General features: G+C 50.6%; 21 protein-coding genes and 1 pseudogene. 11 read left to right on the forward strand and 11 right to left on the reverse strand.

The annotated features are described in order from the left end of the window. Position 1: 1 nt before the first annotated feature. The 4 genes from BDD30_RS24840 to BDD30_RS22655 form a co-directional block, all read right to left on the reverse strand. Positions 2-310, reverse strand: a complete 309-nt coding sequence (locus BDD30_RS24840) for an RHS repeat domain-containing protein (RefSeq protein ID WP_049795211.1) — start codon at positions 308-310, stop codon at positions 2-4. Then, positions 289-4,128, reverse strand: a complete 3,840-nt coding sequence (locus BDD30_RS22640) for a PAAR domain-containing protein (protein WP_015835136.1) — start codon at positions 4,126-4,128, stop codon at positions 289-291. The genes BDD30_RS24840 and BDD30_RS22640 overlap by 22 nt, the downstream gene beginning before the upstream one ends. 29 nt (positions 4,129-4,157) lie before the next feature. Next, positions 4,158-4,607: a DcrB-related protein gene (locus BDD30_RS22645; RefSeq protein ID WP_015835135.1), complete on the reverse strand. Its 450-nt coding sequence runs from the start codon at positions 4,605-4,607 to the stop codon at positions 4,158-4,160. Positions 4,608-5,938: 1,331 nt separating this feature from the next. Next, a complete protein-coding gene (locus tag BDD30_RS22655) occupies positions 5,939-7,192 on the reverse strand; it encodes a dicarboxylate/amino acid:cation symporter (RefSeq protein ID WP_015835134.1) in 1,254 nt (417 codons plus the stop codon). A gap of 473 nt (positions 7,193-7,665) precedes the next feature. Here BDD30_RS22655 and ybfF point away from each other — a divergent pair, with 473 nt between their 5' ends. The 4 genes from ybfF (at position 7,666) to BDD30_RS22675 (ending at position 14,102) form a co-directional block, all read left to right on the forward strand. Beyond that, positions 7,666-8,475 carry an esterase gene (gene ybfF, locus BDD30_RS22660; RefSeq protein WP_015835133.1) on the forward strand — a complete coding sequence of 270 codons (810 nt, stop codon included), beginning with the start codon at positions 7,666-7,668 and terminating at the stop codon, positions 8,473-8,475. A 568-nt stretch (positions 8,476-9,043) separates the two neighbouring features. After that, entirely contained in the window at positions 9,044-9,469 is a 426-nt protein-coding gene (locus BDD30_RS22665; protein WP_015835132.1) for a DcrB-related protein, read from the forward strand. A 9-nt stretch (positions 9,470-9,478) separates the two neighbouring features. Continuing rightward, positions 9,479-13,750 (forward strand): RHS repeat-associated core domain-containing protein, encoded by a 4,272-nt coding sequence (locus BDD30_RS22670; RefSeq protein WP_015835131.1) that lies wholly within the window; start codon positions 9,479-9,481, stop codon positions 13,748-13,750. Between the two features lie 4 nt (positions 13,751-13,754). After that, on the forward strand, positions 13,755-14,102 hold the full coding sequence (locus BDD30_RS22675) for a hypothetical protein (protein WP_012777132.1): 348 nt from the start codon (positions 13,755-13,757) through the stop codon (positions 14,100-14,102). A 46-nt stretch (positions 14,103-14,148) separates the two neighbouring features. On the opposite strand, the gene BDD30_RS22680 is transcribed toward BDD30_RS22675, so the two are convergent. The 3 genes from BDD30_RS22680 to BDD30_RS22690 form a co-directional block, all read right to left on the reverse strand. After that, a complete protein-coding gene (locus tag BDD30_RS22680; protein WP_012777131.1) occupies positions 14,149-14,346 on the reverse strand; it encodes a DUF7706 family protein in 198 nt (65 codons plus the stop codon). A gap of 13 nt (positions 14,347-14,359) precedes the next feature. Beyond that, positions 14,360-14,683 carry a SymE family type I addiction module toxin gene (locus BDD30_RS22685; RefSeq protein ID WP_012777130.1) on the reverse strand — a complete coding sequence of 108 codons (324 nt, stop codon included), beginning with the start codon at positions 14,681-14,683 and terminating at the stop codon, positions 14,360-14,362. Positions 14,684-14,759: 76 nt separating this feature from the next. Further along, the gene (locus BDD30_RS22690) at positions 14,760-15,152 is read right to left on the reverse strand and encodes a helix-turn-helix domain-containing protein (protein ID WP_012777129.1); all 393 of its coding nucleotides are present in this window, start codon (positions 15,150-15,152) and stop codon (positions 14,760-14,762) included. Between the two features lie 113 nt (positions 15,153-15,265). Between BDD30_RS22690 and BDD30_RS22695 the strand changes: the two genes are divergently transcribed. The 5 genes from BDD30_RS22695 to BDD30_RS22720 all read left to right on the forward strand — a co-directional run bounded on the left by BDD30_RS22695 (position 15,266) and on the right by BDD30_RS22720 (position 21,105). Continuing rightward, complete coding sequence (locus BDD30_RS22695; RefSeq protein WP_012777128.1) at positions 15,266-17,965, forward strand: CHC2 zinc finger domain-containing protein; 2,700 nt, start codon at positions 15,266-15,268, stop codon at positions 17,963-17,965. A 10-nt stretch (positions 17,966-17,975) separates the two neighbouring features. Then, a complete protein-coding gene (locus tag BDD30_RS23310) occupies positions 17,976-18,173 on the forward strand; it encodes a hypothetical protein (RefSeq protein ID WP_147408123.1) in 198 nt (65 codons plus the stop codon). A 10-nt stretch (positions 18,174-18,183) separates the two neighbouring features. After that, positions 18,184-19,206, forward strand: coding sequence for a site-specific tyrosine recombinase XerC (xerC, locus tag BDD30_RS22700; protein ID WP_012777127.1), 1,023 nt, complete (start codon positions 18,184-18,186; stop codon positions 19,204-19,206). Positions 19,207-20,276: 1,070 nt separating this feature from the next. After that, positions 20,277-20,549 carry a hydrolase gene (locus tag BDD30_RS22715; RefSeq protein ID WP_012777140.1) on the forward strand — a complete coding sequence of 91 codons (273 nt, stop codon included), beginning with the start codon at positions 20,277-20,279 and terminating at the stop codon, positions 20,547-20,549. 13 nt (positions 20,550-20,562) lie between these two features. Continuing rightward, positions 20,563-21,105 (forward strand): SMI1/KNR4 family protein, encoded by a 543-nt coding sequence (locus BDD30_RS22720; protein ID WP_012777139.1) that lies wholly within the window; start codon positions 20,563-20,565, stop codon positions 21,103-21,105. Positions 21,106-21,155: 50 nt separating this feature from the next. Here the strand turns inward: BDD30_RS22720 and BDD30_RS22725 are convergent, their stop codons facing one another. The 4 genes from BDD30_RS22725 to BDD30_RS22735 form a co-directional block, all read right to left on the reverse strand. Then, entirely contained in the window at positions 21,156-21,353 is a 198-nt protein-coding gene (locus BDD30_RS22725) for a DUF7706 family protein (RefSeq protein ID WP_041381610.1), read from the reverse strand. 13 nt (positions 21,354-21,366) lie between these two features. Next, on the reverse strand, positions 21,367-21,573 hold the full coding sequence (locus BDD30_RS24510) for a SymE family type I addiction module toxin (RefSeq protein WP_249039963.1): 207 nt from the start codon (positions 21,571-21,573) through the stop codon (positions 21,367-21,369). Next, complete coding sequence (locus BDD30_RS24515) at positions 21,510-21,689, reverse strand: hypothetical protein (RefSeq protein ID WP_249039954.1); 180 nt, start codon at positions 21,687-21,689, stop codon at positions 21,510-21,512. The genes BDD30_RS24510 and BDD30_RS24515 overlap by 64 nt, the downstream gene beginning before the upstream one ends. A 72-nt stretch (positions 21,690-21,761) precedes the next feature. Beyond that, positions 21,762-22,163 (reverse strand): helix-turn-helix domain-containing protein, encoded by a 402-nt coding sequence (locus BDD30_RS22735; RefSeq protein WP_012777137.1) that lies wholly within the window; start codon positions 22,161-22,163, stop codon positions 21,762-21,764. Between the two features lie 102 nt (positions 22,164-22,265). Between BDD30_RS22735 and BDD30_RS25140 the strand changes: the two are divergent. Continuing rightward, positions 22,266-25,030, forward strand: a pseudogene (locus tag BDD30_RS25140) (CHC2 zinc finger domain-containing protein). A gap of 488 nt (positions 25,031-25,518) precedes the next feature. Then, a complete protein-coding gene (locus BDD30_RS24850; RefSeq protein WP_282958062.1) occupies positions 25,519-25,650 on the forward strand; it encodes a hypothetical protein in 132 nt (43 codons plus the stop codon). Positions 25,651-25,864: the final 214 nt, after the last annotated feature.

Consider the following 25,864-nt stretch of genomic DNA (forward strand, 5'->3'; position numbering starts at 1 on the left):
ACTATTCCGACGCCATCATAAGATACTGCGCCGTTTCGGGATTATAATAACGAAAACGATTATAAAACAGCCCACTTTCTTCGTCTTCATACTGGCCTACAAACCGCAGGTTACAGCTGACCGTCTCCGCTTTGCGGGATGATACTCCCCAAAATTCCAAGTCTCCCCAGGTAAACAGCCGGCCAGCCCATGCCAATTTCCCCTCTTCCGTCAGAATTTCCCGCACCGTCCCCTGATGGTCACTCACTACATAGTGCAGTTTGCCTTTCTCATAACGGGCCGTCGGGGTCAGTTCCTCCGGTTCAACCAATGAATACTCTCTTCATACGCCACCGTACCGTTAGCATAAACCGGTGTTTCGGCTATCAGCTGATCACCGCTCCACAGGTAATCATAGCCAATAACCGCCGTCGGCTTCATTTCCAGATCCGGTAATCCATCAAACCACCGCTGTAAATTGATCGCTTCCAGCGTAGCGTCCACTTCTTTGCGCTTACTGATGCGTCGCCCAAAGGCATCATAACGATAGCGCCAACGGGTGCCTTCCGGGGTGATAAATTCAGTTAACTGGTTATGCGCATCCCAGCAATAACGAAAGGTCCGGGGCTGGAAACCGTACTTATGCACGATCTTTTCCACCATCCGGCCATTTTCATCATAACGATATTCATTCTCCCCATGACGAACCACCCGCCCGTCCTGTTGTTCCTGATAAGCCTGATGAATAGGTTTACTCGGCCATTCCGGTATCTGTCGGCAGTAACTGATATTCTGGTTGGCATCATATCTGAACGTCTCTTCACGCGCCGAAGGCGTACCACCAAACAAGGCTTCCACCACCTGATCGTTAGCGTTATAACCGTAACGGGTCTGTTCCCAACGGCTATCTTCAATGCAGGCCACATTATACGCCCGGTCATAGTGCCAGCGGCGATTAACCACACTGCCAAAGGGCGGGTGATGCGGGTCAGCTTCTTGCAATGCCTGTCTGAACATCGCTGAACTGCAACCAGCAGATTGATGGGACAACAACCCAGTCGAAGTGTAATACTGCGACTGGATAAAACCGACCTCATTTTCCCGTACCGTTTCCCGCCCCAGTCCATCATGCTGAATATACAGCGGTTTATGACCGTCCAGCCGGAAATGCGTCACCAAACCAAGCGCGCCATACTCCCAGTTTAAACCCGGCACGCCATCCACCTGGTGACGAGTCGGCAAACCACTCAGCGGGTCCCATTGTTGGGCTACGGTCCGCCCGTTAATCTTCTCATTGGTCAGGTTGCCAAACGGATCGTACTCAAATTCCACCGCCGCATCTGGGTTGATGGCACGCATAAGCCGACCTTTACTGTCATAGGCGTATTCTGTGACTTCGAGTAATTGACATTGCCTGTCTTCTTCCTGCCAAACCTCCTGCCGCGTCACCCAGTCTTCAACGCTATAGCACCAACGCAGTAATTGGTTATCAGGATAACGCGTGATAATTCTACGTCCGGCACGGTCATACTGATATTGGAGAGTCCGACCCGAAAAATCGGTTTCACTAATAATGCGTCCAGCACGGTCGCGGACATAGCGGTAAGTCTCTCCGGTAGCGCCAGTTACCGCTATCAGTTGGGTCAGTTTGTCATAGGCAAATGTAACAGTCGTACCATCCGGGCGGGTAATACCACTCAACAGGTCAAAAGCCCCATAGTTATACCGGGTAACCCGACCTTGTCCATCCGTTACCGCCGATACTTGTCGTTCACTGTCATAACCAATCGTCTGACGTACCCCATCCGGTAAGCGAATTTCACTGACACTACCCGCTGGGCTAGCATGAAAGGAACTATGGTGATAACGGGTTTGCTGATTAAGCTCATCAGTTACCGTTAGTAAGCGACCTAAACCGTCAAATTCAAATTGCGTGGCACAACCGTTTGGCGCAACCACTTCACTTAATCGCTGCCGTTGATAACCGTAATACCACTGTCTGCCATCCGGTAACACATGACGCAAAATTTCTCCGTGTGGACCGTAACGATAATCCTCCCGTCGGCCTTGCGGGTCAGTGACTGCATCCAGATTTCCCCGGTCGTTATAGTGATATCCCCAGATACCCCCGTCAGGTTGCTTAACCTGAGCCAGTTGACCATATTCATCATAGCCATAAGCAGTACTTTCCCCTGCCGGATTAGTGACCGCTATCAGCTCACCATAAGGGCTGTATTCATTGGCGACAGTCCGCCCCAACGGATCAGTTTCTGATACTTTGTGGCTAAAATCCCACACGCTCAGAGTTTCATTACCCAGCGGATCAATTTGCTGAGTAACCAGCCCGTCAGCGTTATACCAATAACGACTCTTGCCGCCTTCCGCATCCAGATAAGTCGTGACCTTTTCAGTGTCATCATAGATAAAACGGTCCTGCCAGTAACCCTGCGGGGTAGCCGTCGATATCACCCGACCAACCGTATCATATTGCAGAGTGAAATCGGTTTTATCCATGTCATGCCATCGGGTCATATACCCTTGTGGGCTGTATTCATGCCACAAATGGAAAAACTGGAATGGCTGACATTCCGCCAAAAAACCGTGTGTATCATAACGGCAACTGACCAACCGCTGACGCTGCCCTTCATGCAGCCAATCAATAGCGGTTAATTGTTGCTGTTCATAGTGCAAGACCAGCTCAGTACCGTCCGATCGCCCGATATCCGCCAAACGCCCGACTTCATCGTAACGTAATACCATCTGGTTACCGTTACGGTCCTCAATGGTGGATAGACAGTATTTATCGCCCTGTCCCTTAGCAAAGCTCAGAATCTGTTGAGTCTGGCGGTTAAACAGATGCAGTGCACCACTTCGTTGACCATACAACAGATAGTGACCAGCATGCAGGTTAACCGAGAAAACCTGTTCCGTTGGTGTATGAAAGGTGTAAATCACCCCTTCGCCATCAGTGAAATGAGTCTCCTCACCGTCCCGTTTCAGGTGCTGTGACCAGTCATATGCCCATTTGGGACCAAAGAGGCCGGAAAAATTCGCGGTTGAACGGTAGACCCGGTTTAGAGCTAGTGGCAGGAACCCGGGTAAAGACAACACCGGCCAAACCTGTAAGAAGTCACCGGTCGCCACATCCACCGGCTCACCCGCTTGACCACAGCTTTTATGGCTACAGCCTCTCTTTTTTACCGACGGTTTGGCCTCTTGATTTTTACCCGTGTTCTTCCTTCTGGGCAGAGGAATTAACCCCGCTATAGCAACCGCCCAACGTAAGGCTTTGTTGCCGCTTTCCATGATGTCATAAACCCCTTCCGTCTCTCTGGTAATGACAATGGAAGCAGCTGCACTATTGATATTGGCATCGCAGGTCGTCCGGTGGCCTAACCGAGCAATTGGCTTGCCATTGGCAAATACGGTTTTGGCCCCTTCCGCAATCACCATCGGCCCTGGATGGTTACTGCACAGAATTTTGTCCCCAGCCCGAGCTACCGACTTGCCTTCAAAAAAGACATTGGGAGAGCCTTCAATAATGGTGCCCTTATTCTGGCCGTACTGCCCAATAGCCGCGCCGATACCCCCGATAACACCACCAACAAAACCGCCAGCTAACCCCGCCGCTACCGCCGCCAGAATAACCGCACCGGTACCCGCAGTGGCGACGACAAAAGCCGCAGCCGCCACCACCGCTACAGTGCCCAACAGAATACCCCCCAAGGTACCCCATGCCCCCGCGCTTTTGTTCTGATGGGCAATCACATCTCCCAGCCGGGCCGGAACATCTCCTTCGGAGGCCACTGTCTGCATGCCCAAAAAATCAGCAACCTGATGACCTATTTTATCGCCAACATAACCACCCGTATAAGCACCAACTATCCCCGCCCCCAGCCCAACAGCAAAGGGAGCGATGGTACCGGTGGCAACAGCATAGGCTCCCGCCATCGCCATAGAGACATTACTGAGGGTATTGCTTTCCAGAAAATCGAGTACGTTGTCTGATGCAGTTTTGGCTGTCCGGGGTAGCGGAGAGGATGGTTTGATAAGCGTTTTATGGGTATCCGGGGCAATTTTCTGTGGTTCAGCGGCTGGGGAGCGCTGGGCTGAACCTGCCCCTATCCAGACATTTTGTAATGTACTCATCACGCTCCCCTGACATTAATTATTATTATTTATTCACGAGCATCGATACGAGGCTGAAACGAGGTCATCATAGCGAGCATTTTTTCACGCTGGACTGGGGTCATATCACCGTTGCAGGTGCCAGTAAAAATCAGTACCTGTTCGGACAGGTTGAGTAACATCATGACTTGATGAATAGGGCCTTGTGGGGAGGACCAAGAGAACTCTAACGTCACGGTTTCCCATCCGTTGAGTTGTCCACTTTCCTGTGAAACCATTTGATAATTTTTTAGTTGTTGGCTCAACGAAGTGATTTCCCGTTGAGTAAACTGCGCAAAGTCGAGCCCCCACGGCAAGGTATCGCGGGAAAGGGTAAAACTGCTGCCGTTTTTATCATCCGGGCTATTGAGCACCAAAATGCTGACATCCTGCCAGTCGCGCGGCATCATCACAAAGCCAGCATTAAAGTGAAAAGGCACTAAAGGGTTGTCTTGAGCCATAATGTTGTCCGACTCCTTGCTTCTCAAATAATCACGATCTTTTCGGTTGAGATATAAACAAAAGAATAGAACAGGAAAATTTAAGTGTCTTACGAGGTATAAAAATAAATTTATTTTTTTGCGCTACATCTAAATTAAATAAAAATTCCGGTCTAAAAGCCGGAGTTGTCAGTTAACACTATAAAAAATTTATTGACACGTTCATCACTTAGGAAAACCAAGGCGGGTTGTTTACTTCATAGGGTGAACTTGTTATTCAATCAATGTTGTTTCATTTCTCAATCATTTCCCAACGGTGGATATATATACCTAATAGATTTCGAGTTGCAGCGCGGCGGCAAGTGAACGAATCCCCAGGAGCATAGATAACTATGTGACTGGGGTGAGTAAACGCAGCCAACAAAGCAGCAACTTGAAGGATGAAGGGTATAAATTTACGATATTAGCAGCTGGATAGCGCATTATACCAACGACCACCCATACCATGATAAGGGGTATTAAAGATATGTTTTAGTTAAAAATTAAGATGTTGAATGTTTGGTGCCATAGTCATGAAATGGGAAATAAGTGAAAGCCAGTTTGTTTTATATATCGAGGATTGCTTTACCTTATAAATAAGTTATTTTTATCATTAATTCCTTATATAAGATTGTCAATAACTCAATCTCTATTGATTTTGTAACACTTTCTTACAAAATTTACATTTCGTAAAGCGGAAAGATTGATAAAGGTACTCAAATAGCCGATTTTCGGTATATGTATATGAAGTAACGTTATCAGAGGAGTCTGGAAAATAAAGCCATGTTTCTAAAGTCATATCACCAGTTTGCTTAAATGCCAACACGAGAACACTGTGATCAAAAGGAATCGTTAGTATGAAGATATTGAAAATAACGTTACCCTTATTATCTCTCTATTTTATTCACTAGGCGTTAATCAAAAGATTATCTTGAATATCAGCTGCATGCCGATATGTCGCCTTATAAGGTACCAACCTATAACGGGCTGCGTTTGGATGTAAAAGCTGATCCGCAAACCGGTTACTTTCAGTCGAAGTTATCCCCGTTCAATAAAAGGAAAACCGGATCATTATCCGATCCGGTTTTCCTGAACTGCTAATTTATCAATAAATTTATTATATACCCAATGGATTTCAAGATACATCGCGACGACAAGGGAGCGAATCCCCGGGAGCATAGAGAACTATGTGACCGGGGTGGGTGAGTGCAGCCAACAAAGAGGCAACTTGAAAGATAACGGATATAGCGTTACTGACAAGCATTGGGCCTAAATGCCATTGTCATCGGGTAAGCTAAAACCCAATCATTAACTTATTTAGCATTTAACGTTTGGTTTAATTTCCCTTCATCAAGCTGACGGCAGCGTTTTGCTACTACGATAGTTGCAACACCATTGCCAATCAGGTTTGTTAAGGCTCTTGCTTCCGACATGAAACGATCTATGCCCAGAATTAACGCCAGTCCTGCTAATGGTAAATGTCCAACAGCAGAAATTGTTGCAGCTAATACAATAAATCCACTACCTGTCACGCCAGCGGCACCTTTAGAAGATAAAAGTAGCACAACCAATAATGTTATTTGATGCACAATATCCATATGCGTATTTGTTGCCTGCGCAATAAACACAGCTGCCATTGTCAAATAAATAGAAGTGCCGTCCAGATTAAATGAATATCCTGTCGGTATCACCAAACCAACAACAGATTTCTGACATCCCGCTTTCTCCATTTTATCTAACATGCGAGGCAAGACCGATTCAGAAGATGATGTGCCCAATACGATTAATAGCTCTTCTTTAATGTAATTAATAAACCGGAAGATACTAAATCCTGTGGCTCTTGCTATTGCCCCTAAAACAAATATGACAAAGAGAATACAGGTGATATAGAAACAAACGATTAATTGTCCTAATTGAATTAATGTACCAATACCATATTTTCCGATGGTAAATGCCATTGCGCCAAAAGCCCCCAAAGGAGCTAATCGCATTATCATATTGATAATACCGAATATCACATGAGAGAAACCATCAATAATATTAAAGATTGGTTTTCCTTTCTCACCTAAATGATGAAGTGAAAAGCCAAATAACACCGCAAATAATAAAACCTGCAAAATATTACCACTGGCAAATGCGCCTATCACACTGTGCGGAATAACATCAAGCAGGAATGCAATTATGCCTTGTTCAGACGCTTTCTCTGCATACATAGATACAGCTTTAGCATCTAACGTGGATGGATCAATATTCATCCCTACACCAGGCTGCATGACATTGACAACTATCAGCCCAATAATCAAAGCAATTGTGCTAACTATTTCAAAATATATCAATGCAATAGCGCCTGTCTTACCAACAGCTTTCATGCTTTCCATACCTGCTATTCCTGTCACAACAGTACAGAAAATAACAGGTGCAATAACCATCTTAACTAATTTTACAAATCCATCACCCAACGGTTTCATTTCTGCCCCAAGCTCAGGATAGAAATGTCCCAGAAGAATACCGACAGTTATTGCAACTAAAACTTGAAAATAAAGACTTTTTAGTAAATTTTTTTTCACTTATTAATTCCCTAATCCATAGTGTAAAACCAGATTCTATTTTATTCTTATTAGAATAGTATGATTATTGTTTAATTTACCTTATATATTCATTTGCACAGGATATAACGTAAACTACTATCATTTTTTCACAAAAAATTAAAACTAATATACAATTTTATAAGATATAGATCACATAAATACACAATAAATAACCACACTAAAGTGACTGAATCGACAATCATCTCACAAGTTATTTAAAACTTTCTATTTAAAAATATCAGTTACCTGAAGAATCTTTATTTTTCAATCTATTAAGTATTACTATTGGAAAATTGACAACTTTTTGACACTTTGAACGTTTTAGTAACAATTTAATTAAAAAAGATTATTAACTATAATTGCATTCTGGTTGCTTCTTTGCCCTTTAAGCAACAATATCCCGTGACAATATGTGGCATAGCATTTAATACTCAGAGGAAAAAATTCTCATCATGAAGTTAGACGGCCAATTAAATTATCATATGCAAGTACCGGAAAATCCGGTTTCCACTACGCCTATTGTATTGATCCACGGGTTGTTTGGTGATCTAAATAATCTTGGCGTCTTAGCCCGTGATTTACAACAACATTATCCAATCATTCAAGTTGATGTACGCAACCACGGTTCATCTCCGTGGGTCGATAACATCGATTATCGCGATATGGCTCAAGATATTATTTCGCTGCTCGATCATCTGAAAATTCAGTCTGCCATTATTATTGGTCATTCAATGGGCGGTAAAATCGCAATGACAATGACCGCACTGGCACCAGAGCGGATAGAAAAAATTATTCTTATTGATATAGCCCCAGTTGCCTATCAGGTTCGTCGCCATGATAAAATCTTTACGGCATTGAATAAAGTCACAGAAGCGGGAGTTAAAACCCGTCAAGATGCCATTAAAATTATGCGAGAAGATATTCAGGAAGAAGGTGTCATTCAGTTTTTACTAAAATCATTCCGTCAGGGCGAATGGAAATTCAATTTACCGATATTAATCAACCAATATGAAAAAATTATTGGCTGGCAGGAAATTCCCGCATGGCCTCACCCTGCTCTGTTTATTCGTGGTGGCCTCTCTCCTTATATTCAGGAAGAGTATCGTGATGATATTGTCAGACAATTTCCACAAGCTAAAGCTTGGGTTATTACCGGTTGCGGCCATTGGGTTCATTCAGAAAAACCAGACGCAGTTTTAAGAGCAATTCATCGTTTTCTGAACACTGATGCAGAATCATGTGAGAAACAGGAAATCAGTTAATTAGTGATAAAGAATGGTTCACCTACTCTGTGAACCACTTCATTATCTTATCCCTGAATTATGGGAATGAACGCTCTTCTTTTGCGGGTTAACATCCAACATAGTTGAGCAACGATGCTTAAACAAACCGTTCGCAATGAGCTGTTGATGACAATAGGGATATTTTATTTAATATTATGAATATTAGATAAAATACAGAATTAATTTTTTATGGTGAATAATGCAAGATCTATAAACCGGGAAGGTGAATGTGTTTAATAAGATTTTTACTATTTAACTTAATTAAAACTGGCTTCCAGCGAGATTATTGGCGTTATTTCGTGACACTTATCACATTTCATTAAATTTACCCGGTAGTAATTTGGCTCATCATCAAGACACCGTTGGGTTTTTGGGATATCTTTTTGCCCGAATATTAATCAAATAATATTATTGACTGTGTAACTTTATTGATATTTTTGAAGATGATGCCATTAAATCAATTTAATGGCATTTATCAATTAAAGTTGTCGGTGCATTCTGACTCTGTCAGCAACATCACTTAATGATTTAATAAGACAAAAGAAAAATGGACACTTGCCCCCGTTGTCGGTTCACTGAAGGCAGCATTACGTTGCCGGCAGGCTATCAGGAACAGACTGTAAACATCATCATTGCGCCTGATGCGCCGGCACTCAACATCTCGCGCGACCAGTTGGTTGAAGGCGAAGATCTCGCCCGTTATCTCACCCGCCAGAAAGATCTGCTGAAAAAGGGCCTGCGTGACTGGCAATTATTGGCAGAACAGCCCGCGACGCTGGGCGATAACCTGTTGCCAGGTATGATCCTCCACTCCCGTTATCGGCCTAAAAAGGGGCAGCAAGTCTGTCAATATCAGGCGGTCTTCCTGCTGGATGAGAAAAAAGCACTGATTTTTACGCTGTCATCCCCGCAGGCGTTCTCTGATGTTCAGCGACAGTGGCTGGATGACTGCCTGAAAAGTTTCCAGTTCTAGGGAGGCACGATGCCAGAAGCCGCACGCTTGGGGGATACCATCGGGCATTCCAGTGCCATGGCCGGATTGATTGCCGGCACCGTCATCGGGTCATTAATTTCAGCTGCCGGAGGAATTTTATCCGGCGCTCTCTTTATCGCGGGATTGGCTGCATCCTGTATCGGGGTGGGCGTTTTGTTGATTGGCGCCGCGATTGCGGTAGGCATGGCGGCGGGATATTTAGGCGACATGGCGCGTGATGCCAGTGTCGCGGCGGGCGCTTCATCGCGAAGTCCCTGCGGGGAAATCAAAACAGGCTCCCCCAATGTCGCTATCAACAACAAACCCGCTGCTATAGCCACACGCAGTCAGGTAGCGTGCAGTAAAGAGAGCGGCATTCGCCAGATGGCGGAAGGCTCTGACTCTGTTTTCATCAATGGCTGTCCGGCGGTACGGGTTGGCGACAAAACGGTCTGTGATGCCGCAGTCATGACCGGGTCGTCGAATGTCTTTATCGGCGGGGGGACTGCGCGGAAAGTCACTATTGTGCCGGAAGTCCCGCCATGGGCGTATACCGTTTCCGATTTAACGATGCTGGCGGCAGGGTTCGCCAGCTTCGGTGGGGCGGCAGCCAAAGGGCCCGGGGCTTTACAAAAGCTGTTCGGCAAGATACCGGGGGCGGCTAAAATTCGCCAAATCACCTGTCGGCTGGGGGTGCTGGCTGTCGCCGTGCCTGTTGTGGGGATTCTCATGAACCCCGTGGAAGTTATCGCCGGCCAGAAGTTCCTGAACGATGAGGATGAGCGGGATTTTATGCTGGCGGGCGAACTGCCGCTTGATTGGCAACGCAGCTACCTGAGCCGTTATCGCTATGACAGCGTGCTCGGACCGGGCTGGAGCCTGTTCTGGGAAAGCCGCCTCACGCGCGTGGAAGACGGATTACTCTGGCGTTCCCCGTCAGGAGATATCGTGCCCTTTCCTGATGTGCCGGCAGGACACCGCTGTTTCTGCCCGGATGCCCAAAGTGAGCTGATACACACGCCGGAAGAGACCTGGGAAATCCGTGATGCCGGCGAACAGGTTTATCATTATGCGGCGTTCGATGATGACGGCATTAGCCGCCTGAGTCATATTCGCGATAACGTGGGCAACGAGCAACGCTGCCATTACAACGCGCAGCATCAGATGGTCACCATCACGGGCAGCGGCGGGCTTACCCTGCACTGCGATTACATGATGAGGGAAAACGATACCCAAACGCTCTCCCGTCTCACCGCTGTCTGGCGTGAACTCCCTGATGGCCAGCGCATCCTGCTTTGCCGCTACCACTATAATGACCAGGCGCAATTGACCGGGGTCAGCCATCGCAACGATTCTCTCCAGCGCCAGTTCGGCTGGACTGAGCACGGCCTGATGGCCTGGCATCAGGATGCGCGGGGGCTACGCTGTGATTACCAGTGGGAGCAGGATAAAGAGGGTTGGTGGCGCGTCATGGCCCAGCAAACCAGCGAAGGGGCGGGTTACCAGCTGGCCTACGATGACGAAAACCTCACCCGCACCGCCCACTGGCATGACGGCACCCGCACGGTGTGGCACCTCAACGACGCACACCACATTATCCATTGCCTCGACCGCACGGGCACCGAACATCATATCCTGTGGGATGAATTTGGCCTGCCGAACGGCTACAAAGATGCGGATGGCAACACCCGCCTGAGTGAATGGGACCAACACGGTCGCCAGCTGAGTTTCACCGATGCTAACGGCAACCAGACCCGCTGGCAGTACGAGAATGATAGCGACCGGCTCACCTTTATTTTCTGGCCGGATGGCACAGAAACAGCGCTGACTTACGATAACCTCGGGCGGCTGATTAGCGAAACCTCGCCACTAAAACAGACCACCCATTACCACTATAGGCATCGTCACACGCAGCGGCCGGACCGGCGCACGGATGTTAAAGGGGGCGAGAGCCAGTTTTTGTGGAATGAACAGGGGCAGCTTATCCGCCATGCGGACTGTTCTGGTCAGTCCACAATATGGAGTTATGACCGGGAGAATCGGCTGGAAAAAGTCACCAATGCCCTGATGGAAAGTACCCGCTATCACTATGGTGATGATGGTCAACTGATTCAGGTCACCTATCCGGATGACTCCACCGAACAGATGACCTGGGACCCGGCAGGCCAGCTTATCAGTCACCAGCGCAATCAAAACCCGCCCCGTCATTGGGCATATAACGCGCGGGGTCAGGTCGTTTGTACCACTGACCGGCTGCAACGGCAGGTGTATTACCACTACAACCCCGAAGGCCATCTGATCCGGCTCGACAACGCCAACGAGGGCCGCTACCTGCTGAACCGGGATGCCGAAGGACGCTTAATCGAAGAAATCCGCCCCGACGACACCTTAATCCAGTACGAATACAACGCGGCGGGCTTGCTGAGCCTCGAACGGCGGCTGGGAGACCGCGTGTTCCGGCACCCGGAACGTCGGGTACATCAGCATTATGATGCGGCGGGATATCTTATTCAGCGGGAAACCCACACGGACACTTATCAGTACCAGTGGGACAACATGGGCAGATTACTGACAGCCCGCCGTGAACCCAATGACAACGGAAAACAGCTGGGGATAGAGCCCAACACGGTGCGTTTTAATTATGACGCTGTGGGGCGGGTCATTCGGGAGCAGAATGGCGACGACAGCCTCCAATTCAGCTACGACGAGCTGGATAACCTGACCGCCCTCACCTTGCCCCATGGCGGCACCTTAAGCTGGCTCTACTACGGCTCGGGTCACCTGAGTGCCATCCGGCACGGGCAGACACTCCTCACTGAATTCGAGCGTGACCGCCTGCATCGAGAAACCCGCCGCACGCAGGGCAAACTGTTCCAGCAGCGCGATTACGATCGACTGGGACGCTGTACCCATCAATATAGCCTGCCGTTGAAACAGGCTGATGCTGAACCGCTGCCTTACCTTAGCGAAGGCAAGCCATGGCGGGCGTGGATCTACAACCCCCAAGACGAATTGCAGGTGATGGAAGACCATTACCGGGGCGTGATTGAATATCTTTATGACTCGGAAAGTCGCCTGAAAAAAGTGACACACTGGGGCAGTGCTTATGATGATATGTTGTGGTATGACCGGGCGGATAACCTGCTGGAGCAACCTCAGGCAATACTGGAGCGTGAGGCGGCAGAGCGGGGGCTGTCCAAAACGATGGAGCCGCAGGGTGACCGCCTGAACCACTGGCGTGACTGGTGCTATGAACATGACACGCATGGCAACGTTATCAGCCGGGGACGCGAGACGCGGGAAACCCAGCATTACCGTTATGATGGTGACAATCGGCTGACTGTGGCGGTTATCGGCACCACAACGGCACGTTATCACTACGATGCCCTGGGGCGGCGTATCCGTAAGGTGGTGAAAATCGGGATTGATGGACTGGCGCGTTATGAACAGACCGATTTTGTCTGGCACGGCCTGCGACTGTTGCAGGAGCGGGATGGGAAAAGTGGCGAAACCCAGACCTACTGCTACGAATCCCATGACAGTTACACCCCGCTGGCCAGCATCGTCACGAGAGGCGCCACGCACAATTACTTCTGGTATCACACCGATATCAACGGTGCGCCGTTGGAAGTGACGGATGAGGAGGGCAAAATTGCATGGGCGGAGAAATACAGTACCTTCGGTGAACTGGGGGGAACTCCGCTGGATTACTTCACCGATCCTGACCGCTCATCGTGGAGCTCGCGTTTCAGACAAAATCTGCGTTATGCGGGACAATATTTTGACAAAGAGACGGGGCTGCACTTTAATACTTATCGGTATTATGCCCCGGAGATTGGCCGGTTTATCTCGCCAGACCCGCTCGGGCTGGAAGGGGGTCCGAATCCCTATTCGTATGTTCATAACCCGGCGAACTGGATTGACCCATTCGGGTTAGCAGCTTGTCCAACACAAAAATACGAAGTTAGTACATTCGATGATTTACAGAGACGTTCTAAGGTGGGTGATAAATTAGATATCCACCATGCGGCTCAAAAACATCCTGCGGGGCAGGTAATTACTGGTTATGATCCTAAAGTAGCTCCATCAATAGCTCTCCCTAGAGGAGAACATAAACTGATTCCTACTATGAAAGGACCGTATACGGGATCGGCTAGAGATTTATTGGCAAAAGATATTAGAGATTTGCGCAATTATACTAATGCCCCTCCTTCAGCAATAAAAGATTTGCTCAATTTAAATAAAGAAATGTATCCAGAAGCCTTCACTAAAATAAGGTAATAAGATGAATTCTCAACTATTTGTAGATATATTAAAGCTTGTAGTAAGAGATGCTGCTATCGAAGACACTATCTCAATACTTGAATCTCCCCCAGGTAGAAAGCCACAAAGGGAATTAACTGAACTATCTGATTTTTATAATGAAAAATCGAAGGAAGAGAAAGAAACAATCAATAAAATAATAAGAATAGTGGCTGATAATACACTGTTCGGTATTCTTTGTGTTATTGATGGTGTACGTGCAATAGAAAATGAAGAAAATAAAGGTGAGCTAATATTGACCTATAAAAAGGAAAGTATAATTAACTTAAATAAAAATAGTAATCTACACGATATATATAATGCTAGTTAATTAATAAAGTCGGAAGATCCCCGAGATCTTCCGGCTTTATTATGATCTATCGTGGCGCATACCCTCGGTAAGCCAGAGCGGATTGGAGCTTAGCGATCGCATCCTTAATCTGATACGCTTCCTCGTCATTCACGGCACAGGCGCGTATCTCCGCCCAGTTCAGCCGCTTAACCAGTTGTGCTAAGGCCAGTGCTTCAATATGGGTTAACTGAATGTCCTGTAAATGTTCAATCACCACGTTCATTTTATCCCCTCCCTTAGCCCGCGTTGTATTCAGCCAGCATCTCACGCATCCGCAGCTTAATCTCATTAAGCTGGCTCCGCTGCCGCTGGCATTGCTGCTGATAGTGTTGCGTGGCTTCACTGTCAGGAATGAGCACCAGACAGCCATCCATCACCTTCACCGTAATCTGGCCGCCCGTATTAAACCCCGCCTGTCTGAGCCACTGGCCCTTAAGATGTATCGCCGGTGCAGCGTTGTTGACCTTGTTCCCGTTCAGCACATAACCCACCGTGTAATAACGTTCTGTTTTCACGGCTTTATTTACAACGACTTCTGCCTTAGAATGCGCCTTAGCCATAGTAACTACCTCTTTTAGTTGCTTGTGGTGAGCGGCTGTGACAGGGGGCAACCTGTCTCAGTCGCGCTATCTCTCTTTACTCTCTGTTATGACCAATCACCGTATCCAGCATCTCCGACACAAACTTCTGTCTGGCTTTCGGCAACTGACTGATAATCTCAATCTGTTGTTCCAGTCGGGAACTGGGTCCCCGTTTACTATTACGCCTGACCGAGGGCAATCCAAGCAGTTCATCCAACGATAAGTTCAGTATCTGCGCCAGTAATGGCAGAAGTGCCGCTGAAACTTTTAATCGCCCGCCTTCATAATGCGCCATTGTCTGCTGAGCAATCCCCAACTGGTCCGCCAGTTGCTGCTGGGTGAGTTGTTGCTCCTTGCGAGCCAGCGCAATCCGCGCGCCTAACTCTTTAAAGAATGTTTCATCCTTCGTCTTCATGGCCTGTATCTGCCTGTGAGTTAACGGTGCCATGAGGATACTCCCTGTTTTTAATCTTACAGTTGACAATACTCTATTTTAGAGTACTCTGCAACAGAGTTATTTTTACTCTTTGCATCTTGACAGGTTTTTGGAGGAACAGCTATATGGCACGGATACCCGAAGCCGAATTACAACACCTGAAAGCCGCTGTCTCCTTAGTGGCCGTGGTGGAACAACAGGGCCGAAAGCTGGTTAAACGGAGCAAAGATTACGTGCTATTGTGCCCGTTCCATCAGGAGAAAACCCCGTCAATGGTATTGAGTCCTGAAAAGAACCTCTATCACTGCTTCGGCTGCAATGAAGGCGGCTCGGTACTGGACTGGGTGATGAAAACCGAAAGCTTAAGCCTGCGCCATGCGGCAGAACGGTTGCGTGCCTTGCTGGGCGAAAATCCGGCGGTCAAGCCGCTGGTTGCGCCGTCTGAACCAGCGTTGCTGGCCGAAGATGAAGCGGGCCGGCAGGCGCTGCTGCATCGGGTGGTGGAGTTCTATCACCATACGTTGCTGAACGCGCCGGAGATGCAGGCGTACCTGACACAGCGGCGGCTCAATCACCCGGAGTTAGTCGCTCACTTCCGCCTGGGCTTTGCCAACCGCACGCTGGGGTATCGGCTGCCGTCGAAGAAGCTCAAACCGGGCGCGGAAATCCGGGCGCGACTGCGGGCAGTTGGCCTGATGCGGGAATCGGGTCATGAACACTTTACCGGCTCGCTGGTTGTGCCGGTTATTAATCCTCAAGGGCAAATACAGGAAATCTACGGACGTAAAATCGGTGACCACCTGCGGGCGGGTACGCCATCGCACCTTTATCTGCCGGGCGCACATGGCGGCGTCTGGAATGAAACGGCGCTGATGGCCGCGAAAAGCCTTATCGTGTGTGAATCGCTGATTGATGCGATGTCGTTCTGGGTCACCGGTCATCGGAACGTGACCGCCGCTTACGGGGTCAACGGGGTGACAGCCGACCACTGGCAGGCGTTCGAACGGCATGGCATCAAACAGGTGCTTATCGCGTTCGACAATGACAGCGCGGGCAATGAAGCCGCGGTGAAACTGGCGGAGGCGCTGCTTGTGCGGGGTATCACACCGCTGCGCGTGATGTTCCCCCCTGAAATGGATGCCAACGACTATCTGTGTCAGATGGCCGAGCCGGAAGCCGCTTTCGCCCTGCTGCTTGAGAGCGCGACGCCAATGTCAACCGCAGTGACAACGCGCACGGAAGTGAAGGTATCAGCAGAAGCCGCCCCGCCTCCGGCTTTAGCCGCTGCTGTGGCGGCAGTGCAAAACCCGACGCCCGGCCTCATCTGGGAAGCGGGGGCAGACGGGGAACTTAAGGTCTCGCTGGGCAGCCTGCACTGGTGCATTCGGGGGTTGTCTTCCGTGAAAGCGGGCGCAGTTGCCATGAAGCTCAATGCGCAGGTCATTGATACCCAAAGCGGCGTGATGTTCCTGGATGGCGTTGACCTGATGAGCGCACGCAGCCGTCAGGGTTACGCGCGGATGGCAGCGGCTGAGCTGGGGCTGGCTGAGGGGGATATTCGCCGGGCACTGGGACAGGTATTACTGGCGGTTGAACAGTGGCAGCAGCGGGCGGAAATGGGAACTGAGCAGAAAACGCAAGAAATGAACGACGCCGAGCGGGCAGCGGCGCTGGCGCTGCTGCAAGACCCGCAACTGAGTGAGCGCATCACCGCTGACTTAGCCGCCTGTGGCGTGGTGGGGGAAAGCACCAACCTGCTGGCCGGTTACTTAGCTGCCGTCAGTCGCAAGCTGGACCGTCCGCTGGCCGTGCTGATACAAAGCAGTTCGGCGGCAGGTAAAAGCAGCTTAATGGATGCCGTACTCAATCTGATACCGGAAGAAGAACGGCTGCAATACAGCGCCATGACCGGCCAGAGTCTGTTCTATCTGGGGGAAACCAATCTCCAGCATAAAATCTTAGCCATTGCCGAAGAGGAAGGGGTGCGGCAGGCCGCCTATGCGCTTAAGCTGTTGCAAAGCGACGGCGAACTGACCATTGCCAGCACTGGTAAAGACGATGCCAGCGGTAATCTGGTCACCAAACAATACACAGTGAAAGGACCGGTGATGCTGATGCTCACCACCACCGCGATTGATGTCGATGAAGAGCTGTTAAACCGCTGTTTAGTCCTGACCGTGAACGAATCGCGGGAACAGACCGAAGCTATCCATGCCTTGCAACGTCATAAGCAGACCCTTGAAGGTTTACTGGCGGAAAATGAGAAGACCTATATTACCGAACTACATCAAAACGCCCAGCGGCTGTTGCGCCCGCTCAATGTGGTTAACCCTTATGCTTCACAGTTAACGTTCATGAGCGATAAAACCCGTACCCGCCGCGACCACATGAAATATCTCACCCTGATACAAAGTATCGCCCTGCTGCATCAGCACCAGCGCGAGGTGAAGACAGCGGAACACCGGGGCAAACGGCTTGAATATATCGAAGTCGCCAAAGAAGATATCCGCCTGGCGAACCGGCTGGCCCACGAGATATTAGGCCGCACACTGGATGAGATGCCGCCGCAGACGCGCAGGCTGTTGCTGCTGATACAAAACTGGGTCAGGGAAAGCGGGCAGCCGCGCCATGAAATGTTATTTACCCGCAAAATGTTGCGGGATGCGGTGCAGTGGGGCGATACCCAGCTGAAAATCCATCTCTCGCGGCTGGTTGAAATGGAGTACCTGCTGTTGCACCGGCGCGGGCTGACGTTCATCTACGAACTGTTGTTCGACGGGGAAGACAGCGACACCGCGCACCTGAGCGGGCTGATAGTGCCCTGAATGGGACAGTATGAAATCGTCCGGTCGGGGTAAGGCGTTAAATGGTCGCCTTCCGGTCGGTATCAAGTCGGCGAGAGGTCGGGTTAACCGTATCAGCGCAAAGGCAGGCACAACAAGGCTTCACAACAAAACGGTCGGGTTCAGCGAAAAATCACTGTTCCGGCAGGACAGAATAAAAAATCGTAGCGTACCGACAGCACACCCATAAGAGGCAGACGATGGAAACACAACCGACTTTTACCCTTGCAACCTTACGCCAGCAGCTTGAGGCATATCTGGAAATCCAGACCGCCAGCGGGCACAGCACCCGGACACCGGAAACCTACCGGGAATGGTTAACGCCGTTCGTGGACTGGTGCGAGATGCGGGCGGTCTACCATGCGCCGCAGGTCTCTCTGCCGTTGCTGGAGAGCTGGCAGCGGTATCTGCGCCGTTACCGCAAGGCAGACGGACAGCATTACGGCAACAACAGCCAGTTACAGCGACTTCGTTGCCTGCGGGGTTGGTTCCGCTGGTTATTGCAACGCCACCATATCCTGTATAACCCGGCTGACATGCTGATACTGCCGAAAGAAGAGCAGCGGCTGCCCGCGCAGGTACTGAGTGACGTCGAGACGGAGCAGGTACTGAACAGTCTCGACACCCAGACGCCTCTGGGTCTGCGTAACCGCGCCGTGCTGGAAGCGCTCTGGAGTACGGGTATCCGGCGCACAGAACTGATTAATCTGAGACTCGGCGACATAGACCGCCATCGCGGAGTGGTAGTTGTGCGACAGGGAAAGAACGGACACGACCGGGTGGTGCCGATAGGGGAACGGGCGCTGGCGTGGCTGGAACGGTATCTGGCTGACGTGCGCCCGCAACTGGCTTACCGATATGACAGCGGATATGTGTTTATCACCGTCAGAGGTAACCCGTTATCACGCAACACCTTAACGCAGATGGCAGGGCACACCATCCGTGAGGAAGCCAAACTCGACAAAGCCGGGTCATGTCACGTGTTCCGGCACTCAATGGCCACGCAGATGCTGGAGAACGGCGCTGATACCCGGCATATCCAGGCCATACTGGGGCATAAAAAGCTGGAGACGACACAAATCTATACGCGCGTGGCTATCGGTCACTTAAAAGAAGTCCATGAGCAGACGCACCCGGCAGAGCGGAAACCGAAAAAGCAGAAAACGCCGCCGGACAACAGGCAGACGGAGAGCGCTAAGCCGGACAGTAAGCAGCCGAACTGACTGCCCACAGTCGCCGGAGAATTTTTAATGTTAGCCGGTTCCCTGTGAGCGCGTGGGGTGCAGTGAAAGGCAGACCGCGCGCGTCCCTGCGCACGGACTGCCCCCCTGCCATCGGCGTGCCGGCGGTAAATGCCAGCCGCCCGGCACTGAACCCCGGCGTTCTCGGTGACAGTCGTTGCCGGCCAGCCGCCATTCAACATAATGTGGCATTAAGCGCAATGGGCCTGAACGGCCCGCCACGCTTAACAAAACATTATGTCGGCGCCGCCCACCGCAGGGCGCTGCGCGGTTACCTCAACAACGGTGCGCGGCTGGCCGCCGGGTTGAGCTTCTCAGCCCCAGAGGCGCACCGGGTTCGCTCGCTCACCCGCTGCTGTCACTATCAGTGCTAAAATCCACCGCCGCAGTCGCCGCCGTCCGTGGCGGCTCCGGCGCCCAAACCTGCCTTAAATCGTTGCCGGTCAGCCCGTTAAGGTCAACGGCCCTGAAGGCAGGCCAGCAAGCTGGCGCAGTTTATGGCCCCCGCCCCAACCCCGCTGCACTGGCTGCGCCCGGCTCGCAGTCGCAGGCTCCTCGCTCGTTCCCGTCCTCGCCATCTCCGCCCCGTCCGCCCCCGCAGGCAGGGGCTCCCCGCTTAACGGCTTCACCTGCGGGCCTCGCCGGCCCGCACCCGGCCAACCCGCGTCAGCGGCGCAGACAAGCTGCCCCGCCGTCGCGAGTTCCCGATAAAACCCGGTTCCGGCAGGAAAAGGGGGCTGAAACCCGGCGCTGACGTCGGGGAAAAAATGCGCTAACATCGGCAAAGTGCACATCGGGGTTTTGGGTTCGCGGGGGGAGTGAAGTGGGGAGATATGGCTCTTTAACAGGCTGTTATTAAAGAAAAAAATCCCGTCTAAAAAGTATGGTCGTGTCGGGGTAATCCCTAAGATCCGCTTGGTCTTGCTAGTTGCCCTAGCACAAAAGAAATTTCAAGGGGTGATAATCCTTATCAAACAAGGGTAGATCCAAGAATCCCAAATAGACCTGATCCCAAGTATTCAATAGACACAAGTACTTTCACTAGTGGCAAAATGACTGCTAATGGTGGTATCAGAAACAATAAAGAATTTTGGCAACAATGGAGTAATTTGCAGCCAGATTCTTTGAGTAAAAGTAATATGTACCGAATAAAAGAGTTAGGATTATCACCTAAAATAGATAATCAATGGATTAAAGCGTTTCCAGAACATGTGAATTACAAAGGTGAAACATTAATTCACCATCATGTTGATTTTGGGCGTTACGCAATACCTGTCCCGAGTTCAACTCATGTTGGCAGCGGCGGTATATGGCATACAAAATAAAAAGGAGAATTTTATGTTGCTAACGATCAAAGAAATAAGCGAACAATTAGATGAAAAATTCTCACCGTTAGGCGATGACTTTGATGATCTGAAATTATCGAAAAGATACAAACCGTTATTAAACGTTGAAATTTCAGAAAAAAAACTGAATATCATATTCCCTAAAGAATTTCTATCATTCATGAAAGACTATGATTTAGATAATTTTTCATTAGGAAACATATCATTTGGTAATAGTTCTGATTATCTCGAAATGATAGTAAATATTAATAGTGAGGGTACTTTTAATCATTGGTGGATTGGTGAAAATAGACCTAAAGAGTTTATCGTTATAGCAATATCTGATCCTTATACCATATTACTAAACACTATTACTGGTGAGGTTTTTGTTATGACCAGTGAATCATCAATGGATGACTTTGAACAAGTTTCAGCTAATTTTGAATTATTTATCAGAGGTGCTGGAACTATTTTCTTAGGTAAAGAAACATTCACAGAAATTATCAAATATGTTGGCTCTCAGACAAATGAGTTTTGGGAAGAAATAGCAAATTAAATGATGTTAAGGTCGGAAAGATCCGCGTGATCTTCCGGCCTTCTTATGATCTATCTTGGCGCATACCCTCGGTAAGCCAGAGCAGATCGAAGCTTAGAGATCGCATCCTTAATCTGATACGCTTCCTCGTCATTCACCGCGCAAGCCCGTATCTCCGCCCAGTTCAGCCGCTTAACCAGTTGGGCCAAGGCCAGCGCTTCAATGTGGGTTAACTGAATGTCCTGTAAATGTTCAATCACCATTTTCATTTTATCCCCTCCCTTAGCCCGCGTTGTACTCAGCCAGCATCTCACGCATCCGCAGCTTAATCTCATTAAGCTGGTTCTGTTGCCGCTGGTATTGCTGATGCTGTTGTTGGGTGGCTTCGCTGTCCGGTATCAGTACCAGACAGCCATCCATCACCTTCACCGTAATCTGGCCGCCGGTATTAAACCCCGCCTGTTTAAGCCACTGGCCCTTAAGATGTATTGCCGGGTGACATTGTTGACCTTATTCCCGTTCGGCACATACCCCACCGTGTAATAACGTTCTGTTTTCACGGCTTTATTTATCGCCGCTTCTGCCTTAGAATGCGCCTTAGCCATAGTAACTACCCTTTTAGTTGCTTGTGGTAAGCGGCAGGGGTGAGGTGCGAACTCACTGTCTGCCGCGCTATCTCAACGCTTAGTACCGTTAAATCCCATTGCCTGTTCAACCATCGCTTTCTTGACAAAGCTGTCAAGTACCACGATCAACGCTTGTTGATCGGTATCTGGCAACAGGTCCGCTTTTTGCCACAAGGAATGTAATGTGTGGTTGCGGATCTTCACTTCATCCGATATAGCCTTGCGGCCAACCAGTTCATCTATCGTGACCTGGAGTACATCAGCGATCTTAATAACCGTTTCCAGATGGGGCGCACTCGCGCCTTTCTCCCAACGATTATAAGCGCGTGGATCAACTCCCAGCAGCTCAGCCAGCCGAACCTGACTTAAATTACGTGCCTCACGCAACAAACGAAGACGCTCTGCAAATGCTGACATATCCAACCCTGCACACAATGAATCAATAGGGTTCATTGTACCGTCTCCTTTTTTAGCTGCCTGTTGCAAATCCCACAATGTATAGATAATATAATCTACATATATGTCTATTGACAAGGGTTTAAAAGGAACATTTTTATGGCCCGCATTCCCGAAACCGAATTACAGCACCTGAAAGGCCGCCGTCTCCTTAGTCGCCGTGGTGGAGCAACAGGGGCGACAGCTCTTTAAACGCGGCAAGATTACGTGCTGCTGTGCCCGTTCCATCAGGAGAAAACCCCGTCAATGGTTATCTCACCGGCAAAAAATCTTTATCACTGTTTTGGCTGTGATGCCGGCGGCTCCGTGCTGGACTGGGTAATGAAAACCAAAGGCTTAAGTCTGCGCCGGGCCGTGGAACAGTTGCGCGGGATACTGGGAGATAACCCCTCGGTGGTGCCGCTGGTGCAACCGGATGAACCCGCCATGCTGGCCGATGATGACGCCGGACGGCAGGCGCTGCTCAGTCGGGTCGTCGGGTCTTACCATCATACGCTGTTGAATGCCCCCGAAGCCCTGGCTTATCTGGAAAAAACGGCGGCTCAACCACCCGGAATTAGTCGCCCAGTTTAAACTGGGGCTTTGCCAACCGCACGTTAGCCTATCGCCTGCCCATCAAGGCGGTGCAGGCCGGCGCACAGATCCGCGCCCGTCTTCGGGCCGTGGGGCTGATGCGCGACAGCGGGCACGAGCACTTTACCGGTTCGCTGGTCATACCGGTTATCGACCCGAACGGCCAGATCCGTGAGATCTACGGGCGCAAAATCACCGACCGCTTACGCAGCGGAACGCCGCTGCATCTGTACCTTCCCGGCGCACATGACGGGATATGGAATGAGCCGGCGCTGATCAGTTCAGGGGCGGTTATCCTCTGTGAATCCTTGATCGACGCCCTGTCGTTCTGGGTAGCCGGTCCACCGCCATGTCACCGCCGGCCTATGGGGTGAACGGCTTCACCGATGAGATGCGGCAGGCGTTTTCAGCGGTATGGTGTTAAGCAGGTCTTGATCGCCTACGACATGATCGGCAGGCAATGAAGCGGCGGTAAAACTGGGCCGCCGAACTAACCGCCGTCGGTATCACCGTGTTCCGGGTGGTGTTTCCCCGAGGGCATGGATGCCAACGGCTATCTGTGTCAGGTCGCCGAGCCGGAACGGGCCTTCGGGTTGTTGCTCGACGTGCCGTGCCGATGGCAGGAAGCGGCAGAGGTACAGGCCACCACCGCAACAGAGCGGGCCGCACTGGCTGAACATCAGCCGGTTTCCGGTGCCGGAAACGGTCAGCACCTTAGCCGCCGGTATAGCCGCGTTGCCGTCAATGCCGAATGTGGTCTGGGAAACCGGCGCTAATGGTGAGATATCCCTCACCCTCGGCACACAACAGTGGGGGTATCCGGGGCCTGTCACAGGTGAAAACCGGGGCGGCGGTGATGAAAGTGAATGTCCAGGTCGTTTGATACGACAGCGGCGTGGATGTTCGCGGACAGCGTGGACATGATGAGCGCCCGCAGCCGGGGCGGGTATGCGCGACTGGCCGCCACCGAACTCGGGCTGGCCGAAGGCGACCTGCGCCGGGCGCTGGGGCAGGTGTTGCTGGGTACTGGAACAGTGTCAACAGGCCGGTGTCAGTGAACAAACCGAAACCCCACCGGTTCCCGAACTGAGCGAGGACCAGCGTGCAGCGGCGCTGGCGCTGCTGCAAGACCCGAAACTGAGCGAGCGTATCACCGCTGACTTAGCCGCCTTGTGGTGTGGTAGGGGAAAGCACCAACCTGCTGGCCGGTTACTTAGCTGCCGTCAGTCGCAAGCTGGGACCGTCCGCTGGCCGTGCTGATACAGAGCAGTAGCGCCGCCGGGAAAAGTTCACTGATGGATGCGGTACTCAATCTGATACCGGAAGAAGAACGATTGCAATACAGCGCCATGGACCCGGCCAGAGCCTGTTCTATCTGGGCGAAACCAATCTCCAGCATAAAATCTTAGCCATTGCCGAAGAGGAAGGGGTTGCGGCAGGCCGCCTATGCGCTTAAGCTGTTACAAAGCGACGGCGAACTGACCATTTGCCAGTACGGTAAAGATGACGCCAGCGGCAATCTGGTGACTAAACAGTACACGGTAAAGGCCCGGTGATGCTGATGCTCACCACCACGGCAATAGATGTTCGATGAAGAGCTGTTAAACCGCTGTCTGGTGCTGACGGTGAACGAATCGCGGGAACAGACCGAAGCTATCTCACGCGTTGCAGGCGCCATAAGCAGACCCTCGAAGGCCTTACTGGCGGAGAATGAAAAGACGTATATCACCGAACTGCATCAAAACGCCCAGCGGCTGTTACGCCCGCTGAATGTCGTTAACCCTTATGCTTCACAGTTAATCGTTCATGAGCGATAAAACCCGCACCCGACGCGACCACATGAAATATCTCACCCTGATACAAAGTATCGCCCTGCTGCATCAGCACCAGCGGGAGGTGAAAACCGCGGAACACCGGGGCAAACGGCTTGAATATATCGAGGTGACCAAAGACGATATTAGCTTAGCCAACCGACTGGCCCACGAGATATTAGGCCGCACGCTGGATGAGAGCCGCCCCAGACAAGGAAACTGTTGCTGCTGATACAGCAAAATGGTGAAAGAGACGGCGGCAACGCAGCAACGCCCGGTGATATGCTGTCCGTTTTACCCGCCGGATATCCGCAGTTACACCCCAATGGAGCGATAACCAGTTTAAAAGTCATTGTCAGCGACTGGCCGACATGGAATACCTGTTAGTCCACGGCGGCAGCCGGGGCCATCTGTTGCAGTATGAACTGCTGTGGAACGTGCGACAGCGCAGAAGAAGCCCACCTGTGCGGGCCTGATTGACCTGACAGCGCCGGAAAAACCCTGAATATGACTCACGCAAAGTTGGACTGACTGAACCGCAAGTTGCCCCTAAGTGGGTCAAGTTGGGTCCAAGTTGGAGGTCGTAAAACCGGCTTCAGGCCGCAGCAATACTGGATGTAACGGTTCGCAAGTTGGGGAAGGCCTGAAAAACACTGTTCCGGCAATAATAAGAAAAAGTTCGTCGTATCGTACTGCCAGCTCATCATCGAACCCGAAAACCCGGAATACGACCCGACGCAAGTTGGACTGGACTGAACCGCAAGTTGCCCTCAAGCTGGGGTCAAGTTGGGTCCAAGTTGGAGGCCGGAAAATGGACGCCAGACCGCAGCAATACTGGGTGGAGCGGTCCGCAAGTTGGGGCAGACAGAAAAGGACTGTTCCGGCCACTTAAAAATCAAGCCATCGTACCGGAGTGACGTATCACACACCGATAACAATAACCGCTGTTCCCTACAGGAAATCCCATCATGTCATCACCCGTTAAACATCAATCCACCCCCCGCCCGCTGACCCTGCGCCAGCATCTGGACGCGTATCTGGATACCCTGCTGTTGCAGGGGGCGAGTCAAAAGAGCCAGTTGAGCCCTGAAGACCTGTGAAGCGACTCGTGACGGGTTTCATGACGGGCGGACTGGCTCTTTTGACTCGCCCCTGCAACAGCAGGGTATCCAGATACGCGTCAGAGCTGGCGCAGGGTCGCGGGGGGGGGTGGATTGATGTTTAACGGGTGATGACATGATGGGATTTCCTGTAGGGAAAGCGGTTATTGTTATCGGTGTGTGATACGTCACTCCGGTACGATGGCTTGATTTT

This window comes from Photorhabdus asymbiotica (genome assembly GCF_003634575.1).
GTDB lineage: Bacteria > Pseudomonadota > Gammaproteobacteria > Enterobacterales > Enterobacteriaceae > Photorhabdus > Photorhabdus asymbiotica.

Coding starts and splice junctions, on each gene's coding strand:
- BDD30_RS22640 (WP_015835136.1), bottom strand. CDS start 4,128: ATGAGTACATTACAAAATGTCTGGATAGGGGCAGGTTCAGCCCAGCGC.
- BDD30_RS22645 (WP_015835135.1), bottom strand. CDS start 4,607: ATGGCTCAAGACAACCCTTTAGTGCCTTTTCACTTTAATGCTGGCTTT.
- ybfF (WP_015835133.1), top strand. CDS start 7,666: ATGAAGTTAGACGGCCAATTAAATTATCATATGCAAGTACCGGAAAAT.
- BDD30_RS22665 (WP_015835132.1), top strand. CDS start 9,044: ATGGACACTTGCCCCCGTTGTCGGTTCACTGAAGGCAGCATTACGTTG.
- BDD30_RS22670 (WP_015835131.1), top strand. CDS start 9,479: ATGCCAGAAGCCGCACGCTTGGGGGATACCATCGGGCATTCCAGTGCC.
- BDD30_RS22675 (WP_012777132.1), top strand. CDS start 13,755: ATGAATTCTCAACTATTTGTAGATATATTAAAGCTTGTAGTAAGAGAT.
- BDD30_RS22680 (WP_012777131.1), bottom strand. CDS start 14,346: ATGAACGTGGTGATTGAACATTTACAGGACATTCAGTTAACCCATATT.
- BDD30_RS22685 (WP_012777130.1), bottom strand. CDS start 14,683: ATGGCTAAGGCGCATTCTAAGGCAGAAGTCGTTGTAAATAAAGCCGTG.
- BDD30_RS22690 (WP_012777129.1), bottom strand. CDS start 15,152: ATGGCACCGTTAACTCACAGGCAGATACAGGCCATGAAGACGAAGGAT.
- BDD30_RS22695 (WP_012777128.1), top strand. CDS start 15,266: ATGGCACGGATACCCGAAGCCGAATTACAACACCTGAAAGCCGCTGTC.
- BDD30_RS23310 (WP_147408123.1), top strand. CDS start 17,976: ATGAAATCGTCCGGTCGGGGTAAGGCGTTAAATGGTCGCCTTCCGGTC.
- xerC (WP_012777127.1), top strand. CDS start 18,184: ATGGAAACACAACCGACTTTTACCCTTGCAACCTTACGCCAGCAGCTT.
- BDD30_RS22715 (WP_012777140.1), top strand. CDS start 20,277: ATGACTGCTAATGGTGGTATCAGAAACAATAAAGAATTTTGGCAACAA.
- BDD30_RS22720 (WP_012777139.1), top strand. CDS start 20,563: ATGTTGCTAACGATCAAAGAAATAAGCGAACAATTAGATGAAAAATTC.
- BDD30_RS22725 (WP_041381610.1), bottom strand. CDS start 21,353: ATGAAAATGGTGATTGAACATTTACAGGACATTCAGTTAACCCACATT.
- BDD30_RS24515 (WP_249039954.1), bottom strand. CDS start 21,689: ATGGCTAAGGCGCATTCTAAGGCAGAAGCGGCGATAAATAAAGCCGTG.
- BDD30_RS22735 (WP_012777137.1), bottom strand. CDS start 22,163: ATGAACCCTATTGATTCATTGTGTGCAGGGTTGGATATGTCAGCATTT.
- BDD30_RS24850 (WP_282958062.1), top strand. CDS start 25,519: ATGTCATCACCCGTTAAACATCAATCCACCCCCCGCCCGCTGACCCTG.